Here is a 19,230-nt window from a genome sequence, read left to right as displayed (position 1 = left end):
GGGGACTGGCACAGCCTCTGTCGCGGATGGTGATAATGACGGTACAGCTGATGATCTGATTTATACCGCAGATACGGGGAGCGAGGCATCTGGAGGGGCGGGCGGTAGCTCTGGTGGTCCTACTGCCCGTGAGCAGACCCACAACACCGTTATAGGTGCAGAGGCCAGTATGGCGGCTCTGTCTGCGGGTAATGATTTCGTGGGTGCTGCCACGGAGGGACTGGCCATGGCGGGAAATGCAGGCGCTGACGGAGTGGCCACTTATGCCAATATGGGTGGCGGTTCCATGAATGTGGAAACCGGTTCTCATGTAAAGACCCATACATGGAATGCTATTTTGGCATTGGGCCATAAGAACGAAAAGAAGCTCTCCACCACAGAATATGGTGCTTTCTTTGAGTACGGCAAGGGTAACTATACCACTTATGCAGAGGGGGATTTGCGGGGAGATGGCAGCTCCAGTTATACTGGAGGCGGTATTTTGGGCAAGTGGCAGAAGAACAACGGCTTTTATGTAGAGGGGAGTCTACGGGCCGGTTCTATCCATGATGATGCCCATAATGTACTTCGTGATGGTGCGGGAAATCCATACAGCTATGATACTGACGCCACCTATTGGGGGGCTCATATAGGCGTTGGCAGGGAAATAAAGCTGAACAAGACGGATGTTTTGGATCTTTATGCAAAATATTTCTATAACCATCGGGGCAGTGTGTCCTTTGATGCCGGTGGCCATTATGATTTGGGAGCTGTTGAGTCCAGCGTTCTTCGTGTTGGTACCCGCTACACTGTAAAGCAGAACGATAATATTAATTACTATGGTGGATTGGCTGTAGAGCATGAATTCTGCGGCCGGGCATCAGGCTTTGCTGATGGTGTGGCCATCCGCGGGGCAGATATCAGCGGCACCAGTGTCCGTGGAGAAATCGGCGCCAAGTTTAAGCCGGATGAAAAGAGCAATGTAACTCTTGATCTGAACCTCAGCGGTTTTGCCGGTAAGAAGGAAGGCCTCACTGGAGGACTTTCTGCGGTATTCCACATTTAACAAATATTCCGTCATTGGTTACATTTTAGTGCTTCATTTCGCGGATGATTTCTTCCTGCTTTTCGATGTGTTCCAGGGCGGCAGCTGTGTCCTCGTCCTTTAAAAGGGCATAGAGCATACGGTAGTGGTGACGAAGGTCATGGCGCAGTACGCGGGTGGTATTGATATCTTTTTTTATAAGGGCCGCCTCATGCTTTAGGGAATTCAGCCGTAGGGTCAGCAGGTCGTTGGCTTCTCCCTTTTTGATGTTGTTATGGAGTTCCTTGTGAAATATGAGAAAAACTATGATTAGCTGACTTAAGGTGAGGGCAACAGCAATAATTAACATGGCAATTTATCCTCCCAGTATATGGTGATACGAGCCCAACCGTTTTTACAGCTGAAATCGGCGTATCCATTGTATTTTTTAAGAAATGTCCTCAGGGATAGCATACCGATACCATGACCGGAGTTGCTGGACTTTGGCAGTCCATCTTCTCCAAGCTTCAGGTTGCCGTGGAAGGTATTGGCAATTTCCAGTACACATTGGGAACCATTGTGCTGTAATATAAGGGTAATCTGGCGCGGCTGCTGTTCCTTGGCGCAGGCCAGCAGGGAATTTTCCAAAAGGTTGGCCAGGAGTACTGACAAATCATTTTCATCGGTTTTCATGTCATTGGGCAGATTAACCTTGGGCATTATTTCTATCCCGGCATTTTTGGAACGGTTCAAATAAATAGATATGGCTGCATTGACTATGGCATTATCGGTATAGGGCAAAATTGCCCCGCTGGAGAGCTTTTCTTCCTGTCGCTCGATATATGCTTTGGCACCTTCAATATCGCCACGATTAATCATCTGTCGCAGTTGCCCATAAATTTCAAGAATGCCCTTTAGTTGCTTTTCTACTTGATTTTTGTTGTCAGCGGCTAAAAGACGGGCCTCCTCAAGATAGAGCAGCTCCTGCTTCATAATACTCTTGTTATGCTGGAGGCGTTTTTGCTCGTAGATTTGTTTGGCTGTACCCATTATGTAGTGATAGGTAAATACGAAGGCAACCGGCAACAGCAGTCTGGCCAGCCGTTCTTCCCATGAATGCCAAAGGGTGCGGTCACTTATCATGGCAACGTAGCCCACAGTCATAATGAATGGCAATATGGCTATGTAAATCCGTACCCTGTGGCGGGTAAAAAGGGAAAAGGTGGGCAAAAGAGTTTTGAAAAAATAGCGGGATAGTGGCAAAAGGAGCAAAAAGAAGATAATATATATACAGGCTTCGGCCTGCAAAACCTCTCCTGCGGCATAATCCATAAAGAAAATGGCCAGTATTACACAGCTGAGACTGTGTATAATAAATGACCACAGCAAGGACATGCTGATGACAAAGATATGATGAAGAAGCTGCCGGGGAATGGCCTTCATCAAAAAATACTGATAGGGAAGCCAACCAAACAAAAGAGCAGTTTTGTAGCCGGCCACCGTTATACCGGTATTGGAAAAAGCAAAGGAATACACACCCACAAAGCCAAGGCTGAGCAGAAAAATGTTTTTCCATAGGCTTGCTTTGGCTGCAGGGGAAAATTGCTCCTCGAAGGAGTAATAGCGCAGGTAAATACCGGCTGTATGGATAAGTGTGATTTGAACAGCAAATAATATTATCATCCACATCCTGTTTGTCACCTCACATAAAAATCCTACGGTTATTATACTATTTTTTGTAATAACTTTGAACGACTTTGAATGAAAGGGGGAACGCTCATGAAAATAGCTATAGCAGATGATTTGGAGAATGATCTGCAGGTGGCAGCCTCCAATATACGGCAATACTTGGAAGCTTCATATCCTGATGTAATAAAAAATTTCGAGTTGGATACGTTTGCCAGTGCTGAGGCGTTGCTGGAAAATTATGCCCCGGGAAAATATGATTTATTGATTTTGGACATTTTTATGGTGGACATGACTGGAATGGAAGCAGCAGAGGCCATCCGTATTTATGATGAACATGTACCAATTGTTTTTTTGACCACTAGTCAGGATTACATATTGGAAGGTTATCGGGTATTTGCGGCGGGGTATCTTTTGAAACCGCTGACAGAGCATCTGGATGAGTTCTCCCATACCATGGACCATGTAATGCCATCACTGGTGGAGGCAGAACGCTGCCTTTTTGCAGCAGTGAATGGTGAGATGACGGAAATCCCCCTCAAAAATATTTTGTACGTGGATATAAATAGCAAACACAAATTGACAATACATTTACTGGGTGCGTTTTTTGAAACTACTATGGGGTATAATCAGTGTCAGGAATTACTGCTGGAGCAGAAAAACTTTTTGGAGTGTCACCATAGGATTATTATTAATATGGATTATATAAAACGTATGGATGCGGATGAATTTATTATGAAGGATGATTCCAGAATTCCCATAAGCAATCGGAAGAAAAAAGAAGCCAAGGCTGCTTATATGAGATATTTGGTGCATCGTTGAATAAGATATATGCAATTTTAAGGCAGTGATACTATGCTGTACGGCATTTGTTCCTGCCTTATTTTAATGGTATAAAACATTTTGACAAATAGCTTAAATAAGGTAATATATAAAGTAGGGGATTTATACGAAATTTCATTACATGATGGTGATAATATGGAACATGATGTAAGACAATTTGATGGGGAAAAAACCGGTGATGCCGGTGAAATAATAAAGCAGTTATCTTTTTTGAATACCCAGGATGGCCTCCAGCAATGTATGGACGATGAAGAATTTTATCTGGACATTGTCAGCACATTTGTGGAGGATAATGTTTTGGACGATATGCAGACTTGTTATTTAGGAAATGACTGGGGCGGATATAGGGTCAAGGTTCATGCCCTGAAAAGCTCCTCTGCGTATATCGGTGCGGAAGAACTGCGGGCAAAAGCGAAACGCATGGAGGATGCAGCCAAGCAGGAGGATGTGGAATATATCAACATTAACCACCATCATTTGGTGACCATGTACGAGGATTTGCTGAGAAACATCACTGCAGTTTTGCCAAAGCGCATAAATTTGGAGGCCAGTTCCCAGATAAAGCAGTTTACGATTTTTGTGGTGGATGACAGCCGTCTTAATCGTCAGGTGGTAGTTGAGGTTCTTTCAAGTACATATAATATTAGGGAAGCTAGCTCTGGTCAGGAGTTTTTTCAGCAGCTGGATGAAGGAATTCTGCCTGATTTGGTACTTTTGGATGTGCATATGCCCCGTGAAAACGGCCACGATATTATCAGAAGACTGAAGGCAGATGAAAGGTATGTCCACATTCCCGTGGTGTTTATGACCCATGATAATGATTTGTCCACTGAGCTGCAGGGCTTTAGGGAAGGGGCTGTGGATTTTATTACAAAGCCTCTTAATCCAGCACTGCTGATGGCGAGAATAAGCCGGATTTTGGATTTGTATTATTTGCAGTCAAAGCTTCAGGAGGAAATTCAGATCAGAACCCAGGCCATTTTGGACAAAACCCAGCAAATGACAATTATGTTTGAGCAGATTATCCAGGCCCTGGCCAATACTATTGATGCCAAGGATAAATACACAAAGGGCCATTCTGATAGGGTTTCAAAATATAGTGTAATGATCGGAAAACAGCTGGGATATCCGGAGATGCAGCTGTTGCACTTAAAATATGCGGCACTTCTTCACGATATAGGTAAGATAGGTATTCCAGATGGGATTATTAATAAAACAGGTCCTTTAACGGATGAGGAATTTGAGACAGTGAAGATTCATCCTGTTATTGGCGGCGATATATTAAAGACTATCACTTCAGTTAAGGATATTTATGATGGCGCCATGTACCATCATGAGCATTATGATGGCAGTGGGTATCCGGAGGGATTGAGCGGCAAAGAAATTCCGGAAATAGCCAGGATTATCAATGTGGCGGATTCCTATGATGCCATGACCTCGCGTCGTTCATACAGGGGAATGCTTACACAGGAAGATGTCAAATGTGAGCTGGAAAAGGGACTAGGAACTCAGTTTGATCCTATAATAGGCAGTATTATGCTGCAAATAATTGATGATGACTTTGGATTTACGCTACATGAATAGAAGGGAGATCTTTTCATGAAGAAAATATTGGTTGTAGATGATAATGTAGTTAATCTAAAATTTGTGGACAAAATGCTCAAGTCAAATGAGGAATATAAGCCTGTGCTGGTTCCGAGCGGCAGCAAGGCTCTTCAGTTTTTGTCGAAAAATGTTCCGGATCTGATTTTGCTGGATATTCTCATGCCGGAAATGGATGGCTATCAGGTGCTGGAGGAAATCAGAAAAATGCCGGAAGTGGCAGATGTTCCGGTGTTGTTTTTGACAGCTGAAGAGGATGAGGGCCTGCAGGAGAGAATAAAGGAAGTCGGGGCACAGGGCTTTTTACTGAAGCCGTTTAAGCAGGAGGCTTTGCTTAATCTGGTAGGTCAGTACTTGGCATAGGGGGTAACGGGATGCAGGATAATGAAGCGACATTGAAATCACTGCAGATTGAGCTGAAACGTGCAAATCGTGAGATAAAGCGCCTTCAAAGGGAAAACAACATTTTGGCGGCATTGGCGGAGCAGGCAAATAAGTTCCGTGAATACAGTGAACACTCCAAGGGACAGCAGGTGTTTTATAATGCCATGCTGCTTCAGAACTCACCGAATATATCCATAATGTTGGACATGGACTTAAATACGGTTATGGCCACGGAACCATTCTTTCAGCGTTCCAGCTATACCTTTGAGCAGGTTAATGAGGGCGTGTATATTTATGACCTGTTCGAGGGCCTTATGGACAATATCGGACGTCGTCACATCGAGGAGATGTGTAAGGAAACCAGGGACGAGGGCAAAAATATCCAGTACATGGACCGCATGGAAGTCCATGGTATGGAGGAGAATTTTGATATATATGTAAGGCCGGCTATTAATCAGGATAAAGAAATAGCAGGTGTTATGTTGATTATGGTGGATATTACCGATATTATCCGGGCCAAGGAGAGGGCAGAAAGCGCCGATAGGGCCAAGTCCAGCTTCCTTGCCAATATGTCCCATGAAATCCGTACGCCAATGAATGCCATAAATGGTATGTCGGAGTTTATTATACGGGATACCACGGATTCCTTTGCCAGAGAAAATGCCCTGCTGATAAAGAGTGCTTCAGCCTCGTTGCTGGCCATTATTAACGATATTTTGGATTTTTCCAAGATAGAGGCTGGCAAAATGGATATTATAAATACACCATATCAGATGTCTTCCATTATTAATGATGTTATGACCATGATCGGTATTCGCCTGAAGGATAAAGATGTGGAGCTGATTATGGATATTGATGAAAATATCCCTTATAGTCTGATAGGTGATGAAATCCGTATCAAGCAGGTTATGGTAAATCTCTTGAATAACGCAGTCAAGTTTACCCATAACGGCTATATCAAGATGAAGATGTGGTTTGAAAGAATGCCGGATGAAAATGCGGTTAAGATTTTCTCCTGCGTGGAGGATACGGGATGTGGTATTAAACCAACGGATCTTGTAAAGCTGTTTTCCAGCTTTGAACAGGTGGATACCAAGAGAAATCGCTCAGTGGAGGGCACCGGCCTGGGGCTGGCCATCAGTAAGCGCCTTTGCCGCTCCATGGGAGGGGATATTACTGTAGACAGTATTTACGGTAAGGGAAGTATATTTACCTGGACTGTTGTAAATAAAGTGGATGACTGGAAACCAATGGGCAAGCTGAACAAGGATGATAGCCTGTTCCAGCGCAAGCTCTTTAAATATACTTTTACGGCTGAAGAGGCCACTGCCCTGATTGTGGATGACAATAGAGTAAATCTGAAGGTAGCTGAGGGGATGCTTGCACCATACAAGATCAAGGTAACTTGTGTGGAAAGCGGTGCTGAGGCCTTGAACCTGTTGACTAATGAGAAATTTGATATGGTGTTTATGGATCACATGATGCCGGTTATGGACGGCGTGGAATGTATGTATAAGATACGTGAGATTCCCGGCTGTCAGTATACGGTAGTCATAGCTCTCACGGCTAATGCCATAAGCGGCATGAAGGAACAGTATTGTGAGTATGGCTTCCAGGGTTTTTTGGCCAAGCCAATTGAGGCCAAGGAGCTGGATGATTGCTTAAAACAGTTCCTGCCTGATGATAAGATAAATAAGCTGGACAAGCCGTTTACTTCCCAGACGGATAATATTGATCAGGATATATTAAAGCAGGTGTATACTGATGGCCGTAAGAAGATGAAGCTGTTGGGCAGTCTTATTGAAAACGAGGACTATGCCAACTATATTATCGAGGTTCACGCACTGAAGACAGTGGCGGCCATAATAAATCAGAAGGAGCTGTCCCAGATGGCCAGGGATCATGAAATGGCCGGAAAAGATGGTAATTATGATTTTATACGCCGAAACTTTGACAAGCTCATTGCAAAGTATGCATCAGTTATAGCCTATCTGGGTGATTATTTCGCTGATGATATTTATGATAAAAATGAGGAAGAAAATTTAGTAGAAATTTCTCAGCAGGAGATGGACCGTATTATCAATAGTATGGAATCGGCCATTGGAGATTTTGATCTGGATATATTTGAGGAACTTAGAACCAAGCTTTCCAAGTTCAAGGTGAGTGATGAACAGCGTGAGCTTTTGAACAAGATGAAGGATGCAGGAAATGATTTTGATTATGATGCTTTGGAGGAGCTGATTAATCAATGGAGTAAGACGTAATTTTAGAGGTGAATGGGATGCGGTCATTAGCCGTTTTTACAAAAAATATGGATGATCTGGATTTGGGTGTGGCAGAGCTTAAGGAAAAGCTGAAGGATTTTAAGCTTGGCAGAAATTCCTTGGGAGTGGTGTTTGCTCACGCAGAAACAGATTTTGAGGAGTTAGGAGAAAAGCTTAGGGAAGAGTTCAAATTTCCTATTATGGGTTGCAGTGCCATGTCATTGTTTTCAGAGCAGCAGGGATATGCAAAGGAGGGGATTTCCTTTCATGTATTCACTGCTGATGATTGCAGCTTTTCCGCCGGTATGACGGCAGAATTGACAGAGGACAACTATAAGGCGGAGATTAAGAGGACTTTTAATAAGCTAAAAAATGATTTGGGTGGATGGAGGCCAAAGGTAATTATTACCTATGCAGTAAAAAATCCAAAGATACCCGGGGATGAGTTTGTTAATATCCTTGATGATGCCAGTGGCGGGATACCTATTTTCGGCGGCTTCTGCTCTGACAATTTCGTGTTCAGTGAGTGCAGTGTGATGCTGGACTCCAAGCAAAGTCGGTCTGGGATGGTTATGGTCCTTGTTGGGGGCGATGTCAAGCCAGTTATCAAGGGCGAGTTTTCCGTGGAAACGGTGACTGATTTTGATGAAATTGTAACGGAAGCAAGGGGCAATGTGGTTTATAAGCTGGGCAACAAAACTTTGGTGGAGGCCCTGCGGGCAGCTGGGTTTAACTTGGATGCCAAGGACCTGATGATGCAGTTTGTAGGCTCGCCGTTTCTTGTGACCTTTACATCTCCTGAGGGCGATGAAATTCAGGTTATTCGCAATCTTGACGGTATTGATTTGGAAAACGGTGCAGGAATTTTTCTGGGAAATGTGCCTAAGGGAGCCCATATTCAGCTGGCTATGTTCAGCCGAAAGGATGTGGCCCAATCTGTGGCAAAGGCCATTCGTTCCGCCATTGTGGATGTGGCTAATGAACATAAATACGAGTACACATCAGCCATTATTACTTCCTGTGTTTCAAGGCTTATGACCTTTACAAATGATGATATGATGGATGAGACCAAGGGATACTCTGCGGTTATACCCCGTAATATCAGATTCTCTGGAATGTACTCCTATGGCGAATTTTGCCCGATAATCTCCAAAGCAACCGGCAATGTCCATAATTGCTTCCACAATACAACTTTTTCCTTTATTGTTTTGTAATTAATATAGAGTGCGAAAAGCACCGATTTTTATGATTTGAAATGAAATGTTTGGGGGCATAATAATGGATTTTAGACAGTTGGAATATTTTTGTGCCATCAGCAAACTGGAAAACTTCACGAGAACTGCTGAATATTTGCATGTTTCCCAGCCATCGGTAACAAAGGCCATTAAGGCATTGGAAAGCGAGCTGAAGCTGACACTTATTGACCGTCGCCAGAAGCATGTTACCCTGACTAAGGAAGGCAAGGCCTTTTTGCTCCATGCAGAAAAGATTATGAAGGATGTGGAGGATACTAAAAATGATATGGCCCGTTTTCAACAGGAAAAGCTGGGGACGGTTCACTTCGGTATTCCTCCCATGGTGGAGGCCTATCTGTTTCCGGATCTTTTCACCAGCTTCAAGGATATGTATCCGGATATGAGCCTGGACGTGAAGGAATACAGTGATTCCACCGAGGTTTTGCAGAAGGCAGACAAGGGGGAGCTGGATTTTGGAATTATCTTTACAGATAAATTAAGTGACAGCGACCATGAAATGCTGATTCAGACCGATAATTTAAGCCTATGTGTCAGCCCGGAATTGGAGCTGGCAAAGAAAAATCATATTGAATTTGATGACCTTCGCAATGAACAGTTCATTATGCAGCAGTCCAATACATATCAGTATCAGCATGTATATGAGCGTTGTGTTGAGCGTGGATTCGTGCCGAACATTTTGTTGTGTACTACCCAGCTGAAAACAATAAAACAGCTGGTGGCCAACAGACTCGGTATTTCTGTGCTTCCGGATTTCGTTACCCGGGAGGAAACCAAATTCGTCCGTCGTCAGCTGACTCCGCCTATTACAGTTCATATTTGTCTGTATTGGGGCAAGGATAAGGAGCTTAATGAAAGGGACGAGAGATTTTTGAATTTTATGAAGCAATATGTAGCTTCTGATGAGTTTATTAAGAACTTCCAGCCAGTAAAAAATGACCAGCTGGAAGGCTGATTAACAGGAGGGATGTTCTATGAAGTTTTTGAAATCTGTCATGCTGATAGTATTGTCTCTGATGCTGTTGAGCATGGCCGGTTGTGGCAGTAATAATGCCACCCAGCAGAGCAGTAATGGTAATGAAATAGTTATTAATGATGATTCGGGCAGGAAAGTAGTGCTTCCCGGTACTCCAAAGCGCATCGTGGTACTGTCAGCGTCATTTTTGGAGCCATTGCATCTGGTGGGCGGAAATATTGTAGGGCGTCCAACCTCACAGGTTGCCCCGGATTTTGCCAAGGATATTGAAGTCGTTGGCAAGTCAATTCAGGTTGATGTGGAAAAGGTTCTGTCCTTAAATCCAGATCTGGTGGTTATTCATCAAGGGGTAAATGAAAAGCTTATAAAAGTGTTGGAGGATAATGGCATTCCTTCTATTGTGCTGAAATCCAAAACTTATGAGGATGTAAAGCGTGAGCTGGAAATCTTCGGTCAGGTAACCGGGGAAAAGGAAAAGGCGGCAGATGCTATTGCCAAAATGGACAAGGAAATTACTGCAATTAAGGAAAAACTCCCTAAGGAGGAAAAACGTGTGGCAGTGCTTTTTAGTTCCTCCCAGAATCTTAATATTCAGCTTAGTGGCAGTATTGCCGGTTCAGTGGTGAAGGATTTTGGCTGGAAAAATGTGGCAGAAGGACTTACCCCTATGGAAAAGAATCCAGATGCTACCCCGTACAGCATGGAAACTATGGTTGAGCAGAATCCGGAGATTCTCTTTGTAGTTACCATGGGTAATGCCAAATCCCAGGAGGATAATCTCCTTGGGGAAATGAAGAAGAATCCGGCTTGGAACGCTATTAATGCGGTACAGAACAACAAGGTATATTTCCTTCCTCAGGATTTGTTTTTGCTTAGTCCCGGGCTGAAATACCCTGACTGCTATAGGGAAATGGCCAAGAAGGTATATCCTGATTTGTTTTAAAGGAGCATAAAAATTGAGCGATAATAAAAGCAGTGTTAAGTGGCGAATATCTATTTTGGCGATATTCGCCATTTTGGCCGCCGTAGGTTTTTTACTTAGTATAATGTTGGGATCTGTGTCCATTCCGGCCCAGGAGGTGTTGGATTCCCTTATGGGAAATGCCACGGGTACCAACGAAAAGATATTAAACAGCATCCGTCTGCCAAGAACGGTGGTGGGTGCTCTGGTGGGCATGAATCTTGCCTTGTCCGGTGCCATACTGCAGGCGGTTATGAAGAATCCCTTGGCGGATCCACATATTATAGGTATTTCCTCTGGTGCTGGTATTGCGGGTATTATGGTGATGCTGATTTTTCCCGGCTATGAGATGTTCGTTACCCCTGTGGCCTTTGTGGGGGCCATGCTGGCAGCGGTGTGCATTTATATTTTAGCTTGGAAAAATGGCATACGGCCTGTACGCATTATTTTGGCCGGTGTGGCAGTCTCCGCTTTTTTAGGTGCGGGTATTTCCGGCATGATGATTTTTAACAGTGATAAGATTCATAACGCCCTTATGTGGATGGTGGGAGGTCTTTCTGCCAGAAGCTGGCCCCATGTGGCTATGATTTGGCCTTATTCTCTTGGAGGCGGTATTCTTGCCTTGTTGGCATCCCGTCATATCAATATATTGCAGCTGGGGGATGAAGTGGCTAAGGGACTAGGTGTAAGAGTCGAGCTTACCCGTATTGTCCTTACGGCTATTGCGGCTTTGTTGGCTGCCAGTGCGGTGTCTGTGGTGGGACTTTTAGGCTTTGTGGGACTTATTGTACCTCATGCTGCCCGCCTTATAGTGGGTTCTGATTATCGTTTCTTGTTGCCTGCTTCAGCCCTTTTGGGTATTGGTGTGGTGACGATTTGTGATACGGTGGCTCGGGTGGCCTTTGCTCCTGTGGAGCTGCCAGTGGGTATTTTAATGGCGGCATTTGGAGCTCCATTCTTCTTGTTCTTGCTAAGGAGGGAGCTGTAATGTCAATTGAAGCAAAAAATCTGTCTGTGACCATAAATGATAAAGTAATTTTAGAAGGAATAAATACCACCATACCAAATGGAAAAATAACTTCGGTAATCGGCCCTAATGGAGCAGGAAAATCAACCCTGTTAAAAGCGGTGGCTGGCATTAACAGCAATTACGGCGGACAGGTTATTATAGACGGTACTGATTTGAAGAAAATCAAGCGTAAGGAGCTGGCCAGAAAGCTGGCGGTGCTTCCCCAGGGGATGCAGGCCCCTCCGGATGTAACAGTTGAGCAGTTGGTGGATTATGGGCGGTTTCCTTATCGCAGCTGGTTCAAAAAGAGCAACCAGATAGAGGATGAGGAAGCGGTGGAGTGGGCCATGTCTGAAACCAATGTGTCCCATTTAAGACATCGCCAAGTTATGTCGCTATCTGGTGGTGAACGACAGCGGGCATGGATAGCTATGGCTCTGGCCCAGAAACCGGAAATTCTCATTTTGGATGAGCCAACCACTTATCTGGATATTGCCCACCAGCTGGAGGTTATGGAAATTGTGAAGCGTCTCAACGAGAACTGGGGCATTACGGTGGTGATGGTGCTCCATGAGCTGAATCAGGCGGTGAAGTATTCGGATTATCTGGTGGTGGTAAAGGATAAGGGGATTTATACCGCAGGAGCCCCGGACAAGGTAATGAATGAAACCTTCTTAAAGGAGGTCTTCGGCGTCCGGGCGGAAGTGTTTTCCAATGAACGGGGAGAGCAGATTCTGACTCCAGTGGAAGTGCTGAAATAAAGAATAAGTAAAAACTAAAAAGCTGGTGCAGGATGAAGGTTCATCGAGCACCAGCTTTTTGCATATCAGCGTTCGTAATGAGTCCAAAGGCTGATAATTTTTATTGTTTTTTCTTCTTCGTATACCTGATATACGAGCCTATGTTGAATATTTATTCTACGGGAATATAGCCCCTTTAAATCACCAACTAATTTTTCATAGCTTGGAGGCGTTTGGAAGGGATTGACTTTTATTAACTCAATGAGAGCCTTTGCTTTGGTATCCAGCCCGGCAGCCTTTAACTTTGGAATATCCTTGACAGCGGCTTTTGTATAAACAATCTTGTACATATTACCAGACTACCTCATCTTCAGGGATGGTATCTGATAAAGGAGTATTCGCTCCTTCAAGTAATTTCGCCTTCATCCCGGGAACAGAGGATAAATTAACTGTCTCTATCAAGCCCCTGTATTCATCTTCGCTGAGCATAACAGCATTTCCACTTTTGGAAGTTATATGTATGGGCTCGTTGAAGCGCACAGCAGTCTCAACCAGCGAAAAAATATTTTTTCTAAAATTTGTAATCGTAGTTGTAGTCATAAATGGCACCTCCTTATATGTACAGTATAATGTACGCATATTATGGAGTCAAGTCCAACATGGATGAAAATTATAGGCAGGATTTTTTATGCGAAAGTTGAATACCCTAATGAAGGATTCATTTTGTTGTGAAGGTTTTGGAAAAGCTGGACGAGGACTAGGGGAATGGATATGCCTGCAAACGAGAAAACACTAAGCAAAAAGGAAATTGACGAATTTATCCGGCTGAATTATAAGACTGATGATGACAGATCTCCTAGCTTTTTGGCTACTATAGGGGGCCCTCTCGTATTTCTGCCGGGGAAAAGATATGCTACAACTCCGGCGGAAGGGGGCGGAATGCAGTATTTGCTTGATAAAATTCGCAGTAAAGTCGAGCTGACCTTTTCAGAAAAGCTTATGGAGCTAATTAACGAAAAGGGGAAGAAGCCTGCTGAAATATGCAAAAAGGCGGATGTAGACAAGGCACTTTTTTCAAAAATTAAGGGCGACAAAAATTATCACCCCACCAAAGCAACAGCACTTGCCAACAAATGTGGCCTATAAAGTAAAAAAACAGAGGTTGTCCGTGCGGCAACCTTTTTCAATTTTTATTAATCCAAAATCCGCCGATAGTTTGCGTTTTGGCAACTTATCGGCGGATAAAAATGAGCTATTTAACTTGTTTAGCTAATTCCTGTATGCGTTCCGGTGGGAGTTTGGTGTATTTTGCGATTTCTTCGATAGGCTTGCTGTCACGTAGCATGGCAAGTGCCATATCGGTGGCCATTTCTTCAAGTCCAGCCTTGTGCCCCTCTTCAAGCCCAGCCTTGTGCCCCTCTTCAAGACCAGCCTTATGCCCTTCTTCAAGTCCAGCCTTGTGCCCCTCTTCGCGAGATACACGCATATCTGTGTTGTAGTCCATAATAGCCATTTGGCGGTTGATATATTTGAGCCGTTCTTCAAAATCCATCATGAAGATGTCAGTGTCGTTAACGGCTTTTTTTATAGTAGCGTCACTCATGGCAAGTTCCTCCATTTCCTCAGTATTCAGCTTGTTTGAGAAGTAGGCCAGCCACCGTTCCATGCGGGTCATCTCACCGATAGGCTTTTTCTGGAATTTTGGTACTTCGAGAAAATGCAGTTCCAAATCCCCATTTAACCGGCGACCTGTTTCAATGTTATAAATACTATACATTGAATGAAGTGGTTCATTAGGAAAAATTTCATGTCCCAAGATATTTATGGTAATGGCTGGATTGAGAGTGATATAGTCATCTCCCTCATTTAAGCCCATCAGATACATCTGTGACCAGTAAAACAGACTGCGTCGCTCCATGTCCTTTTTATTAATTAGCTGAACTTCCACATCAATCTTGGTTCCATCTTCTGTTACACAGAAAATATCAAGACGGGTCAGCTTGTCATCATTGTAGAATGGAACAATCTCACTGTTTTTGAACTGAATATCCCTGATAGCTCGCTTTCCTGTGCGGCTTAATATGGCATTCAGTAAATCAATAGTGATATTCTTCCTCTCATCTCTTCCAAAGATAAATTTGAAAAGGACATCATTCATGGGATTGTATCTCTTGTTGGCGATGTCGTTTTCGATTTGCTTCTTTGCAATGGAATGCTGGTCTTCCATGGTAAATCTCCTTTGCGTCAAATAAATTATAACATGAAAAAACATATTTAGGGTAGAAACTGATACATGAGATAATGTTGAAGAATTAATTAGCTTATATTAATATAATAAAACAAGATTGAGAATAAATCAAAGAGAAAGTGGGTTTATAGTTAAAATATTCTTTATAGATATCCATTTAGCAATATTTTATTTTGTATTAAAACTGGAGGGCGATCATGGCTAAAATGTACCCATCTGTAGTGCATGATTTTCATAACAGTCAGGGCGAGAAGCTGGTTTATGAGGCTCTTAGTACCCTTAACAACGATTATACAGTGTTTTATTCTTTTCGTTGGTTGGGGACAAGCCAGCAGTACCGCAGTGAGGGGGAAGCGGATTTTCTTGTGCTGCACCCAAGAAAGGGGATATAAAGAAATAAAAAATCGGGTGCGCAAGGCAATTATGTCAGGGATGGCTTTGTCTCAGGAAACACTGGACTGTGTGGTTGTTATTATGCGGGAGCTGGATATGCTGTCCTTGGACTTAGCGACAATACCTAACAAGGAGTTGCGGGTACGGCTATATGATCAATTGGATCAGATTCCTGCCATTGCCCAGGAGTTTTTGCGCCTGTTGTTATTTAAGGCCACGGGCAATAGCTTGCTGATAAAAAGTCAATCTGTTATTAGGCATATAAGACTGTTGCGGGAGTATAAAAAACTGGATTGGACTGCCGACGTGTTTCAGCAATTTGTGAACCAAAATGGAATTGAGCCTTTGGCTGCAGAGTTTTTGCGTTATAAAAAGCTATGGCTGGCTTTCAAGGGGGATGCCACAGTTTCACGCATTATCAACAAGGCCAGAAAATATTCTGAAAGATGCAAATATGTAAAGAATATAGGTTTATTGGAACGTATCACATGGGATGATTCTGTAAAACAGATGAGGTTATTGCGGAACTTTCAAAGGTTTCCTTCTATAAAAGAGTGGTTTTGGCCAATTGTTTGTTATATCGTCAGAATAACCCGGAGTCGGCCTTATATATCAACAATTCTATAAACCGTGGGGAAGATTTTCTTGGTTTTCTGGCAGCAAACGAAAATGGTACAAAAACCTTCTATTTTATGAATGCCAGTTTTGGAGACAGCATTGTAGCCTGTGATGATGAGAAGGGGAAAAATGCCATAAAAGCCATGACGACACAAGTAACAACAGTATTGAAGCTAAAAGATGTGCTGAATATGGCCGGAGCAACGGTGGTAAATGAGTTCTCAGAGGAGGTTGATGTTGATTTGTCCCTAGATAAGGTAACTAAAGATACTTTTATAAATTTGCTGTAATTATGCGGGCAACAATGGCCTCATTTGCCAGCATGTTGGCGGCAATAAGCTTTCCTTTGTATTGTACTTCGTATATTTGATTAATTTCTGAGCATATTTTAACAATATTCCTTGAAATTGAGCCAAAATGTTGGTTTGTAAAATATTATATAAATGCCCATAGCCATAAAAACTGTTGAGTAACTTGTATTAAATCCCTATATATGCTATTATGTTTACTATGTGGGCATAAACAGGTCACAAGTGGGTAAAAGCCCAATAAAGAATACATTAGGAGGTCTTTTAAGACAATGGAAGTTAGTGTAAAAGATTTAGAGAACCAGCAGGTTGAATTGAACATTACTGTTCCAGCAGCAGAGCTGGACAAGGCATACGATGCAGCAGCAAAGAAAATTGCTAACCGCGTTAATATCCCTGGTTTCCGTAAGGGTAAGGCTCCAAAGAAGATTGTAGAGCGTCACGTAGGCAAAGAGTATGTTATGACTGATGCTTTTGAGATGGTTGCTCCAAAGGCGCTGAATGAGGCTCTTGAACAGGAGAAAATTGATATTGTTACCCGTCCTGATATTGATGTTGATACTTTAGAGCTTGGTAAGGATTTGGTATTCAAGGCTGTTGCCACCAAGAAGCCAGAGGTTGAGCTGGGCGAGTATAAGGGCCTTAAGGTAGAGGTTGAGAAGGACGTAGTGGATGATGAGGCAGTTCAGCAGCAGTTGGTTCGTATGCTGGACCGTCAGGCTGATATGGTTGATGCTGAGGAAGGTGCAGCAGTTGAGAAGGACAACTTCATCACTCTGGACTTCAAGGGCTTTGTAGATGGTGAGGCTTTCGCTGGTGGCGAGGGCAAGGATTATCCTCTCCAGATCGGTTCCAATGCTTTCATTCCAGGCTTTGAGGATCAGCTCATTGGTGCCAAGGTTGGCGAGGAGAAGGAAGTTAATGTAACCTTCCCAGAGGAGTACCATTCTGAGGAGCTTAAGGGCAAGCCAGCAGTATTTAAGTGCACTGTAAAGAGCATCAAGAAGAAGGTTCTCCCTGAGCTGAATGATGAGTTCGCAAAGAAGGCCAGCACCTTCCAGACTCTTGATGAGCTGAAGGCTGATCTGAAGAACAATCTGGAGAAGAGCGCTGAGACCAAGGCTGAGTCCGAGAAGCGTGAAAAGGCTATCAACATGGCTGCTGATAATGCAAAGGTTGATATCCCAGAGGTTATGATTGAGAACCGCGTAAATGCTATGGTTCAGGAGATGGCTCTCCGCCTTGAGCAGCAGGGCCTGAAGCTGGAGCAGTACATGGCTTACGCTGGCACTGATATTAACAAGCTCCGTGAGAATTACAAGGAGACTGCCGCTTCCAACGTAAAGGTTGATCTGGTTCTGGAGGCTATTGCAAAGGCTGAGGGCATCAAGGTTGAGGCAGAGGATCTTGACAATGAAGTTGCTACTATGGCAGCAGCTTATGGCGCAACTGCACCACAGGTTAAGAAGATCATTGCTGAGCAGGGTCGCCTTGGCGATTTGGCTGCTACTGTTCTTAGAAGAAAGACTGCTAACTTCGTAATTGACAACATTGCAAAATAAGTTTTTTTGAGAAATATTTCATAAGTTGATTAATTCCCCCGCCCGGAGGTTCATCTTTGGGCGGAGGATTAATTTTAATTTGGCATATTTTTAAAATCCTGCTATATTGATATTATAGTAAAATTAAGATTGACATATTTGACATTTTGACTATATATTATATTATGAACATTAAACTTAGTTTTGTTATGATATTAATTTGAGGTGATTTTAAGTGAGTTATTTTGTACCTTACGTAGTGGAGCAGTCCGGTAATGGCGAGCGGTCCTACGATATATATTCCCGTTTGTTGAAGGATCGTATTATCATGCTGACTGGTGAGATAAATGATACTGTTGCCAGCTCTGTAGTGGCACAGCTCCTGTTTCTGGAATCTGAGGATCCTGATAAGGATATTTATCTTTACATTAACAGCCCAGGCGGTGTGGTTACTGCCGGTATGGCTATTTATGATACTATGCAGTATATTAAGCCAGATGTTTCCACTATCTGTGTTGGTCAGGCTGCCAGCATGGGGTCCCTGCTTCTTACAGCAGGTGCCAAGGGGAAGCGTTTTGCCCTTCCAAATGCCCGTATTATGATTCATCAGCCATTAGGCGGAGCCCGTGGCCAGTCTACTGATATTCAGATTCAGGCCCAGGAAATGCAGCGTACCCGTGATATGATTAATAAGGTTTTGGCGGATCACACCGGCCAGGATTTGGATAAGATCAATACTGATACTGAGCGCGATAATTTCATGAGTGCTGAGGAGGCAGTGACATACGGTTTGGTTGATAAGGTTATTGTTCGTCCAGAGGAGAAGTCTGACAAGGACGAGTAAGGAGGCACTATTATGAGCTTCGATGATAATGAAAAGCTGACCTGTTCATTCTGTGGCAAGACAGAGGATTTAGTCCGTAAATTGGTAGCAGGTCCTGGCGTATATATTTGTGATGAGTGTATTGAGCTTTGTCAGGAGATTGTTTCTGAAGAAAATGCTGCTTCAGTTCCAGAGGAGCTCAGATCATTACCTAAACCAAGGGAAATCAAGGCCATTTTGGATGAATACGTAATCGGTCAGGATGAGGCCAAGAAAACCTTGGCAGTGGCTGTTTATAATCATTACAAGCGCATCAACTCCGGTGAGATATTTGATGTGGATGTGGAATTGCAGAAATCCAATATCCTTATGATTGGTCCTACTGGCAGCGGTAAAACCTTGCTTGCCCAGACCTTGGCAAAGATTTTGCAGGTTCCTTTTGCTGTTGCTGATGCAACTACCCTCACTGAAGCAGGATATGTGGGTGAGGATGTCGAAAATATCCTCTTAAAGCTGATACAGGCGGCAGATTTTGATATTGCCAAGGCTGAACGGGGGATTATCTATATTGATGAAAT

Annotated in this window: 22 protein-coding genes; 17 read left to right on the top strand and 5 right to left on the bottom strand. The window is 43.4% G+C overall.

Annotated elements, in window-relative coordinates; translation table 11 throughout:
* The coding region (locus ACKI5G_RS10175; protein WP_407400044.1) for an autotransporter outer membrane beta-barrel domain-containing protein at window positions 1-1,045 on the top strand (1,045 nt) is incomplete at its 5' end.
* 25 nt (window positions 1,046-1,070) lie between these two features.
* On the opposite strand, the gene ACKI5G_RS10170 is transcribed toward ACKI5G_RS10175, so the two are convergent.
* Entirely contained in the window at window positions 1,071-1,373 is a 303-nt protein-coding gene (locus ACKI5G_RS10170; protein ID WP_407400042.1) for a hypothetical protein, read from the bottom strand.
* The gene (locus ACKI5G_RS10165) at window positions 1,367-2,692 is read right to left on the bottom strand and encodes a GHKL domain-containing protein (protein ID WP_407400040.1); all 1,326 of its coding nucleotides are present in this window, start codon (window positions 2,690-2,692) and stop codon (window positions 1,367-1,369) included. The genes ACKI5G_RS10170 and ACKI5G_RS10165 overlap by 7 nt, the downstream gene beginning before the upstream one ends.
* Window positions 2,693-2,782: 90 nt before the next feature.
* Between ACKI5G_RS10165 and ACKI5G_RS10160 the strand changes: the two genes are divergently transcribed.
* From ACKI5G_RS10160 to ACKI5G_RS10120, 9 genes are all read left to right on the top strand, one after another.
* Complete coding sequence (locus ACKI5G_RS10160; protein WP_407400038.1) at window positions 2,783-3,511, top strand: LytR/AlgR family response regulator transcription factor; 729 nt, start codon at window positions 2,783-2,785, stop codon at window positions 3,509-3,511.
* A gap of 156 nt (window positions 3,512-3,667) precedes the next feature.
* On the top strand, window positions 3,668-5,116 hold the full coding sequence (locus ACKI5G_RS10155) for an HD domain-containing phosphohydrolase (RefSeq protein WP_407400036.1): 1,449 nt from the start codon (window positions 3,668-3,670) through the stop codon (window positions 5,114-5,116).
* A gap of 15 nt (window positions 5,117-5,131) precedes the next feature.
* Window positions 5,132-5,497, top strand: a complete 366-nt coding sequence (locus tag ACKI5G_RS10150; protein WP_407400034.1) for a response regulator — start codon at window positions 5,132-5,134, stop codon at window positions 5,495-5,497.
* An 11-nt stretch (window positions 5,498-5,508) separates the two neighbouring features.
* Window positions 5,509-7,782, top strand: a complete 2,274-nt coding sequence (locus ACKI5G_RS10145; RefSeq protein WP_407400032.1) for an ATP-binding protein — start codon at window positions 5,509-5,511, stop codon at window positions 7,780-7,782.
* A 17-nt stretch (window positions 7,783-7,799) separates the two neighbouring features.
* Window positions 7,800-8,996 carry an FIST signal transduction protein gene (locus ACKI5G_RS10140; RefSeq protein WP_407400030.1) on the top strand — a complete coding sequence of 399 codons (1,197 nt, stop codon included), beginning with the start codon at window positions 7,800-7,802 and terminating at the stop codon, window positions 8,994-8,996.
* 64 nt (window positions 8,997-9,060) lie between these two features.
* Window positions 9,061-9,990, top strand: a complete 930-nt coding sequence (locus ACKI5G_RS10135; protein WP_407400028.1) for a LysR family transcriptional regulator — start codon at window positions 9,061-9,063, stop codon at window positions 9,988-9,990.
* Window positions 9,991-10,009: 19 nt separating this feature from the next.
* Window positions 10,010-10,954, top strand: a complete 945-nt coding sequence (locus tag ACKI5G_RS10130) for an ABC transporter substrate-binding protein (RefSeq protein ID WP_407400026.1) — start codon at window positions 10,010-10,012, stop codon at window positions 10,952-10,954.
* Between the two features lie 13 nt (window positions 10,955-10,967).
* Window positions 10,968-11,960, top strand: a complete 993-nt coding sequence (locus ACKI5G_RS10125) for a FecCD family ABC transporter permease (RefSeq protein ID WP_407400024.1) — start codon at window positions 10,968-10,970, stop codon at window positions 11,958-11,960.
* A complete protein-coding gene (locus ACKI5G_RS10120) occupies window positions 11,960-12,742 on the top strand; it encodes an ABC transporter ATP-binding protein (RefSeq protein WP_407400022.1) in 783 nt (260 codons plus the stop codon). The genes ACKI5G_RS10125 and ACKI5G_RS10120 overlap by 1 nt, the downstream gene beginning before the upstream one ends.
* Before the next feature lie 65 nt (window positions 12,743-12,807).
* On the opposite strand, the gene ACKI5G_RS10115 is transcribed toward ACKI5G_RS10120, so the two are convergent.
* Window positions 12,808-13,071, bottom strand: a complete 264-nt coding sequence (locus tag ACKI5G_RS10115) for a Txe/YoeB family addiction module toxin (RefSeq protein ID WP_297963887.1) — start codon at window positions 13,069-13,071, stop codon at window positions 12,808-12,810.
* A 1-nt stretch (window position 13,072) separates the two neighbouring features.
* Window positions 13,073-13,321: a type II toxin-antitoxin system Phd/YefM family antitoxin gene (locus ACKI5G_RS10110; protein ID WP_085022869.1), complete on the bottom strand. Its 249-nt coding sequence runs from the start codon at window positions 13,319-13,321 to the stop codon at window positions 13,073-13,075.
* Between the two features lie 165 nt (window positions 13,322-13,486).
* Between ACKI5G_RS10110 and ACKI5G_RS10105 the strand changes: the two genes are divergently transcribed.
* On the top strand, window positions 13,487-13,867 hold the full coding sequence (locus tag ACKI5G_RS10105; RefSeq protein WP_407400019.1) for a hypothetical protein: 381 nt from the start codon (window positions 13,487-13,489) through the stop codon (window positions 13,865-13,867).
* Window positions 13,868-13,973: 106 nt separating this feature from the next.
* Here ACKI5G_RS10105 and ACKI5G_RS10100 read toward each other — a convergent pair whose 3' ends face one another.
* Window positions 13,974-14,948: an Rpn family recombination-promoting nuclease/putative transposase gene (locus ACKI5G_RS10100; protein WP_407400017.1), complete on the bottom strand. Its 975-nt coding sequence runs from the start codon at window positions 14,946-14,948 to the stop codon at window positions 13,974-13,976.
* 218 nt (window positions 14,949-15,166) lie between these two features.
* Between ACKI5G_RS10100 and ACKI5G_RS10095 the strand changes: the two genes are divergently transcribed.
* The 6 genes from ACKI5G_RS10095 to ACKI5G_RS10070 form a co-directional block, all read left to right on the top strand.
* On the top strand, window positions 15,167-15,361 hold the full coding sequence (locus tag ACKI5G_RS10095; protein ID WP_407400015.1) for a hypothetical protein: 195 nt from the start codon (window positions 15,167-15,169) through the stop codon (window positions 15,359-15,361).
* 31 nt (window positions 15,362-15,392) lie between these two features.
* The gene (locus tag ACKI5G_RS10090) at window positions 15,393-15,989 is read left to right on the top strand and encodes a hypothetical protein (RefSeq protein ID WP_407400013.1); all 597 of its coding nucleotides are present in this window, start codon (window positions 15,393-15,395) and stop codon (window positions 15,987-15,989) included.
* Window positions 15,935-16,270, top strand: a complete 336-nt coding sequence (locus ACKI5G_RS10085; RefSeq protein ID WP_407400011.1) for a hypothetical protein — start codon at window positions 15,935-15,937, stop codon at window positions 16,268-16,270. Before ACKI5G_RS10090 ends, ACKI5G_RS10085 begins: the two co-directional genes overlap by 55 nt.
* A gap of 290 nt (window positions 16,271-16,560) precedes the next feature.
* Complete coding sequence (gene tig, locus ACKI5G_RS10080) at window positions 16,561-17,850, top strand: trigger factor (RefSeq protein ID WP_407400009.1); 1,290 nt, start codon at window positions 16,561-16,563, stop codon at window positions 17,848-17,850.
* 214 nt (window positions 17,851-18,064) lie between these two features.
* Complete coding sequence (gene clpP, locus ACKI5G_RS10075; protein WP_039209135.1) at window positions 18,065-18,673, top strand: ATP-dependent Clp endopeptidase proteolytic subunit ClpP; 609 nt, start codon at window positions 18,065-18,067, stop codon at window positions 18,671-18,673.
* 12 nt (window positions 18,674-18,685) lie between these two features.
* Window positions 18,686-19,230, top strand: a 545-nt coding sequence (locus ACKI5G_RS10070; RefSeq protein ID WP_407400007.1) for a ClpX C4-type zinc finger protein, incomplete at its 3' end; no start/stop codon positions are given.

Source organism: Anaerovibrio sp., from assembly GCF_045637405.1.
Taxonomy (GTDB): domain Bacteria; phylum Bacillota; class Negativicutes; order Selenomonadales; family Selenomonadaceae; genus Anaerovibrio.
The sequence above is the reverse complement of the archived record's forward strand: the minus strand, read 5'-3'. Positions and strand labels throughout refer to the sequence as shown.

What these genes read in the sequence shown, in the direction of transcription:
- ACKI5G_RS10170 (WP_407400042.1), bottom strand. Translation starts at nt 1,373, where the DNA reads ATGTTAATTATTGCTGTTGCCCTCACCTTAAGTCAGCTAATCATAGTT.
- ACKI5G_RS10165 (WP_407400040.1), bottom strand. Translation starts at nt 2,692, where the DNA reads ATGTGGATGATAATATTATTTGCTGTTCAAATCACACTTATCCATACA.
- ACKI5G_RS10160 (WP_407400038.1), top strand. Translation starts at nt 2,783, where the DNA reads ATGAAAATAGCTATAGCAGATGATTTGGAGAATGATCTGCAGGTGGCA.
- ACKI5G_RS10155 (WP_407400036.1), top strand. Translation starts at nt 3,668, where the DNA reads ATGGAACATGATGTAAGACAATTTGATGGGGAAAAAACCGGTGATGCC.
- ACKI5G_RS10150 (WP_407400034.1), top strand. Translation starts at nt 5,132, where the DNA reads ATGAAGAAAATATTGGTTGTAGATGATAATGTAGTTAATCTAAAATTT.
- ACKI5G_RS10145 (WP_407400032.1), top strand. Translation starts at nt 5,509, where the DNA reads ATGCAGGATAATGAAGCGACATTGAAATCACTGCAGATTGAGCTGAAA.
- ACKI5G_RS10140 (WP_407400030.1), top strand. Translation starts at nt 7,800, where the DNA reads ATGCGGTCATTAGCCGTTTTTACAAAAAATATGGATGATCTGGATTTG.
- ACKI5G_RS10135 (WP_407400028.1), top strand. Translation starts at nt 9,061, where the DNA reads ATGGATTTTAGACAGTTGGAATATTTTTGTGCCATCAGCAAACTGGAA.
- ACKI5G_RS10130 (WP_407400026.1), top strand. Translation starts at nt 10,010, where the DNA reads ATGAAGTTTTTGAAATCTGTCATGCTGATAGTATTGTCTCTGATGCTG.
- ACKI5G_RS10120 (WP_407400022.1), top strand. Translation starts at nt 11,960, where the DNA reads ATGTCAATTGAAGCAAAAAATCTGTCTGTGACCATAAATGATAAAGTA.
- ACKI5G_RS10115 (WP_297963887.1), bottom strand. Translation starts at nt 13,071, where the DNA reads ATGTACAAGATTGTTTATACAAAAGCCGCTGTCAAGGATATTCCAAAG.
- ACKI5G_RS10110 (WP_085022869.1), bottom strand. Translation starts at nt 13,321, where the DNA reads ATGACTACAACTACGATTACAAATTTTAGAAAAAATATTTTTTCGCTG.
- ACKI5G_RS10105 (WP_407400019.1), top strand. Translation starts at nt 13,487, where the DNA reads ATGGATATGCCTGCAAACGAGAAAACACTAAGCAAAAAGGAAATTGAC.
- ACKI5G_RS10100 (WP_407400017.1), bottom strand. Translation starts at nt 14,948, where the DNA reads ATGGAAGACCAGCATTCCATTGCAAAGAAGCAAATCGAAAACGACATC.
- ACKI5G_RS10095 (WP_407400015.1), top strand. Translation starts at nt 15,167, where the DNA reads ATGGCTAAAATGTACCCATCTGTAGTGCATGATTTTCATAACAGTCAG.
- ACKI5G_RS10090 (WP_407400013.1), top strand. Translation starts at nt 15,393, where the DNA reads ATGTCAGGGATGGCTTTGTCTCAGGAAACACTGGACTGTGTGGTTGTT.
- tig (WP_407400009.1), top strand. Translation starts at nt 16,561, where the DNA reads ATGGAAGTTAGTGTAAAAGATTTAGAGAACCAGCAGGTTGAATTGAAC.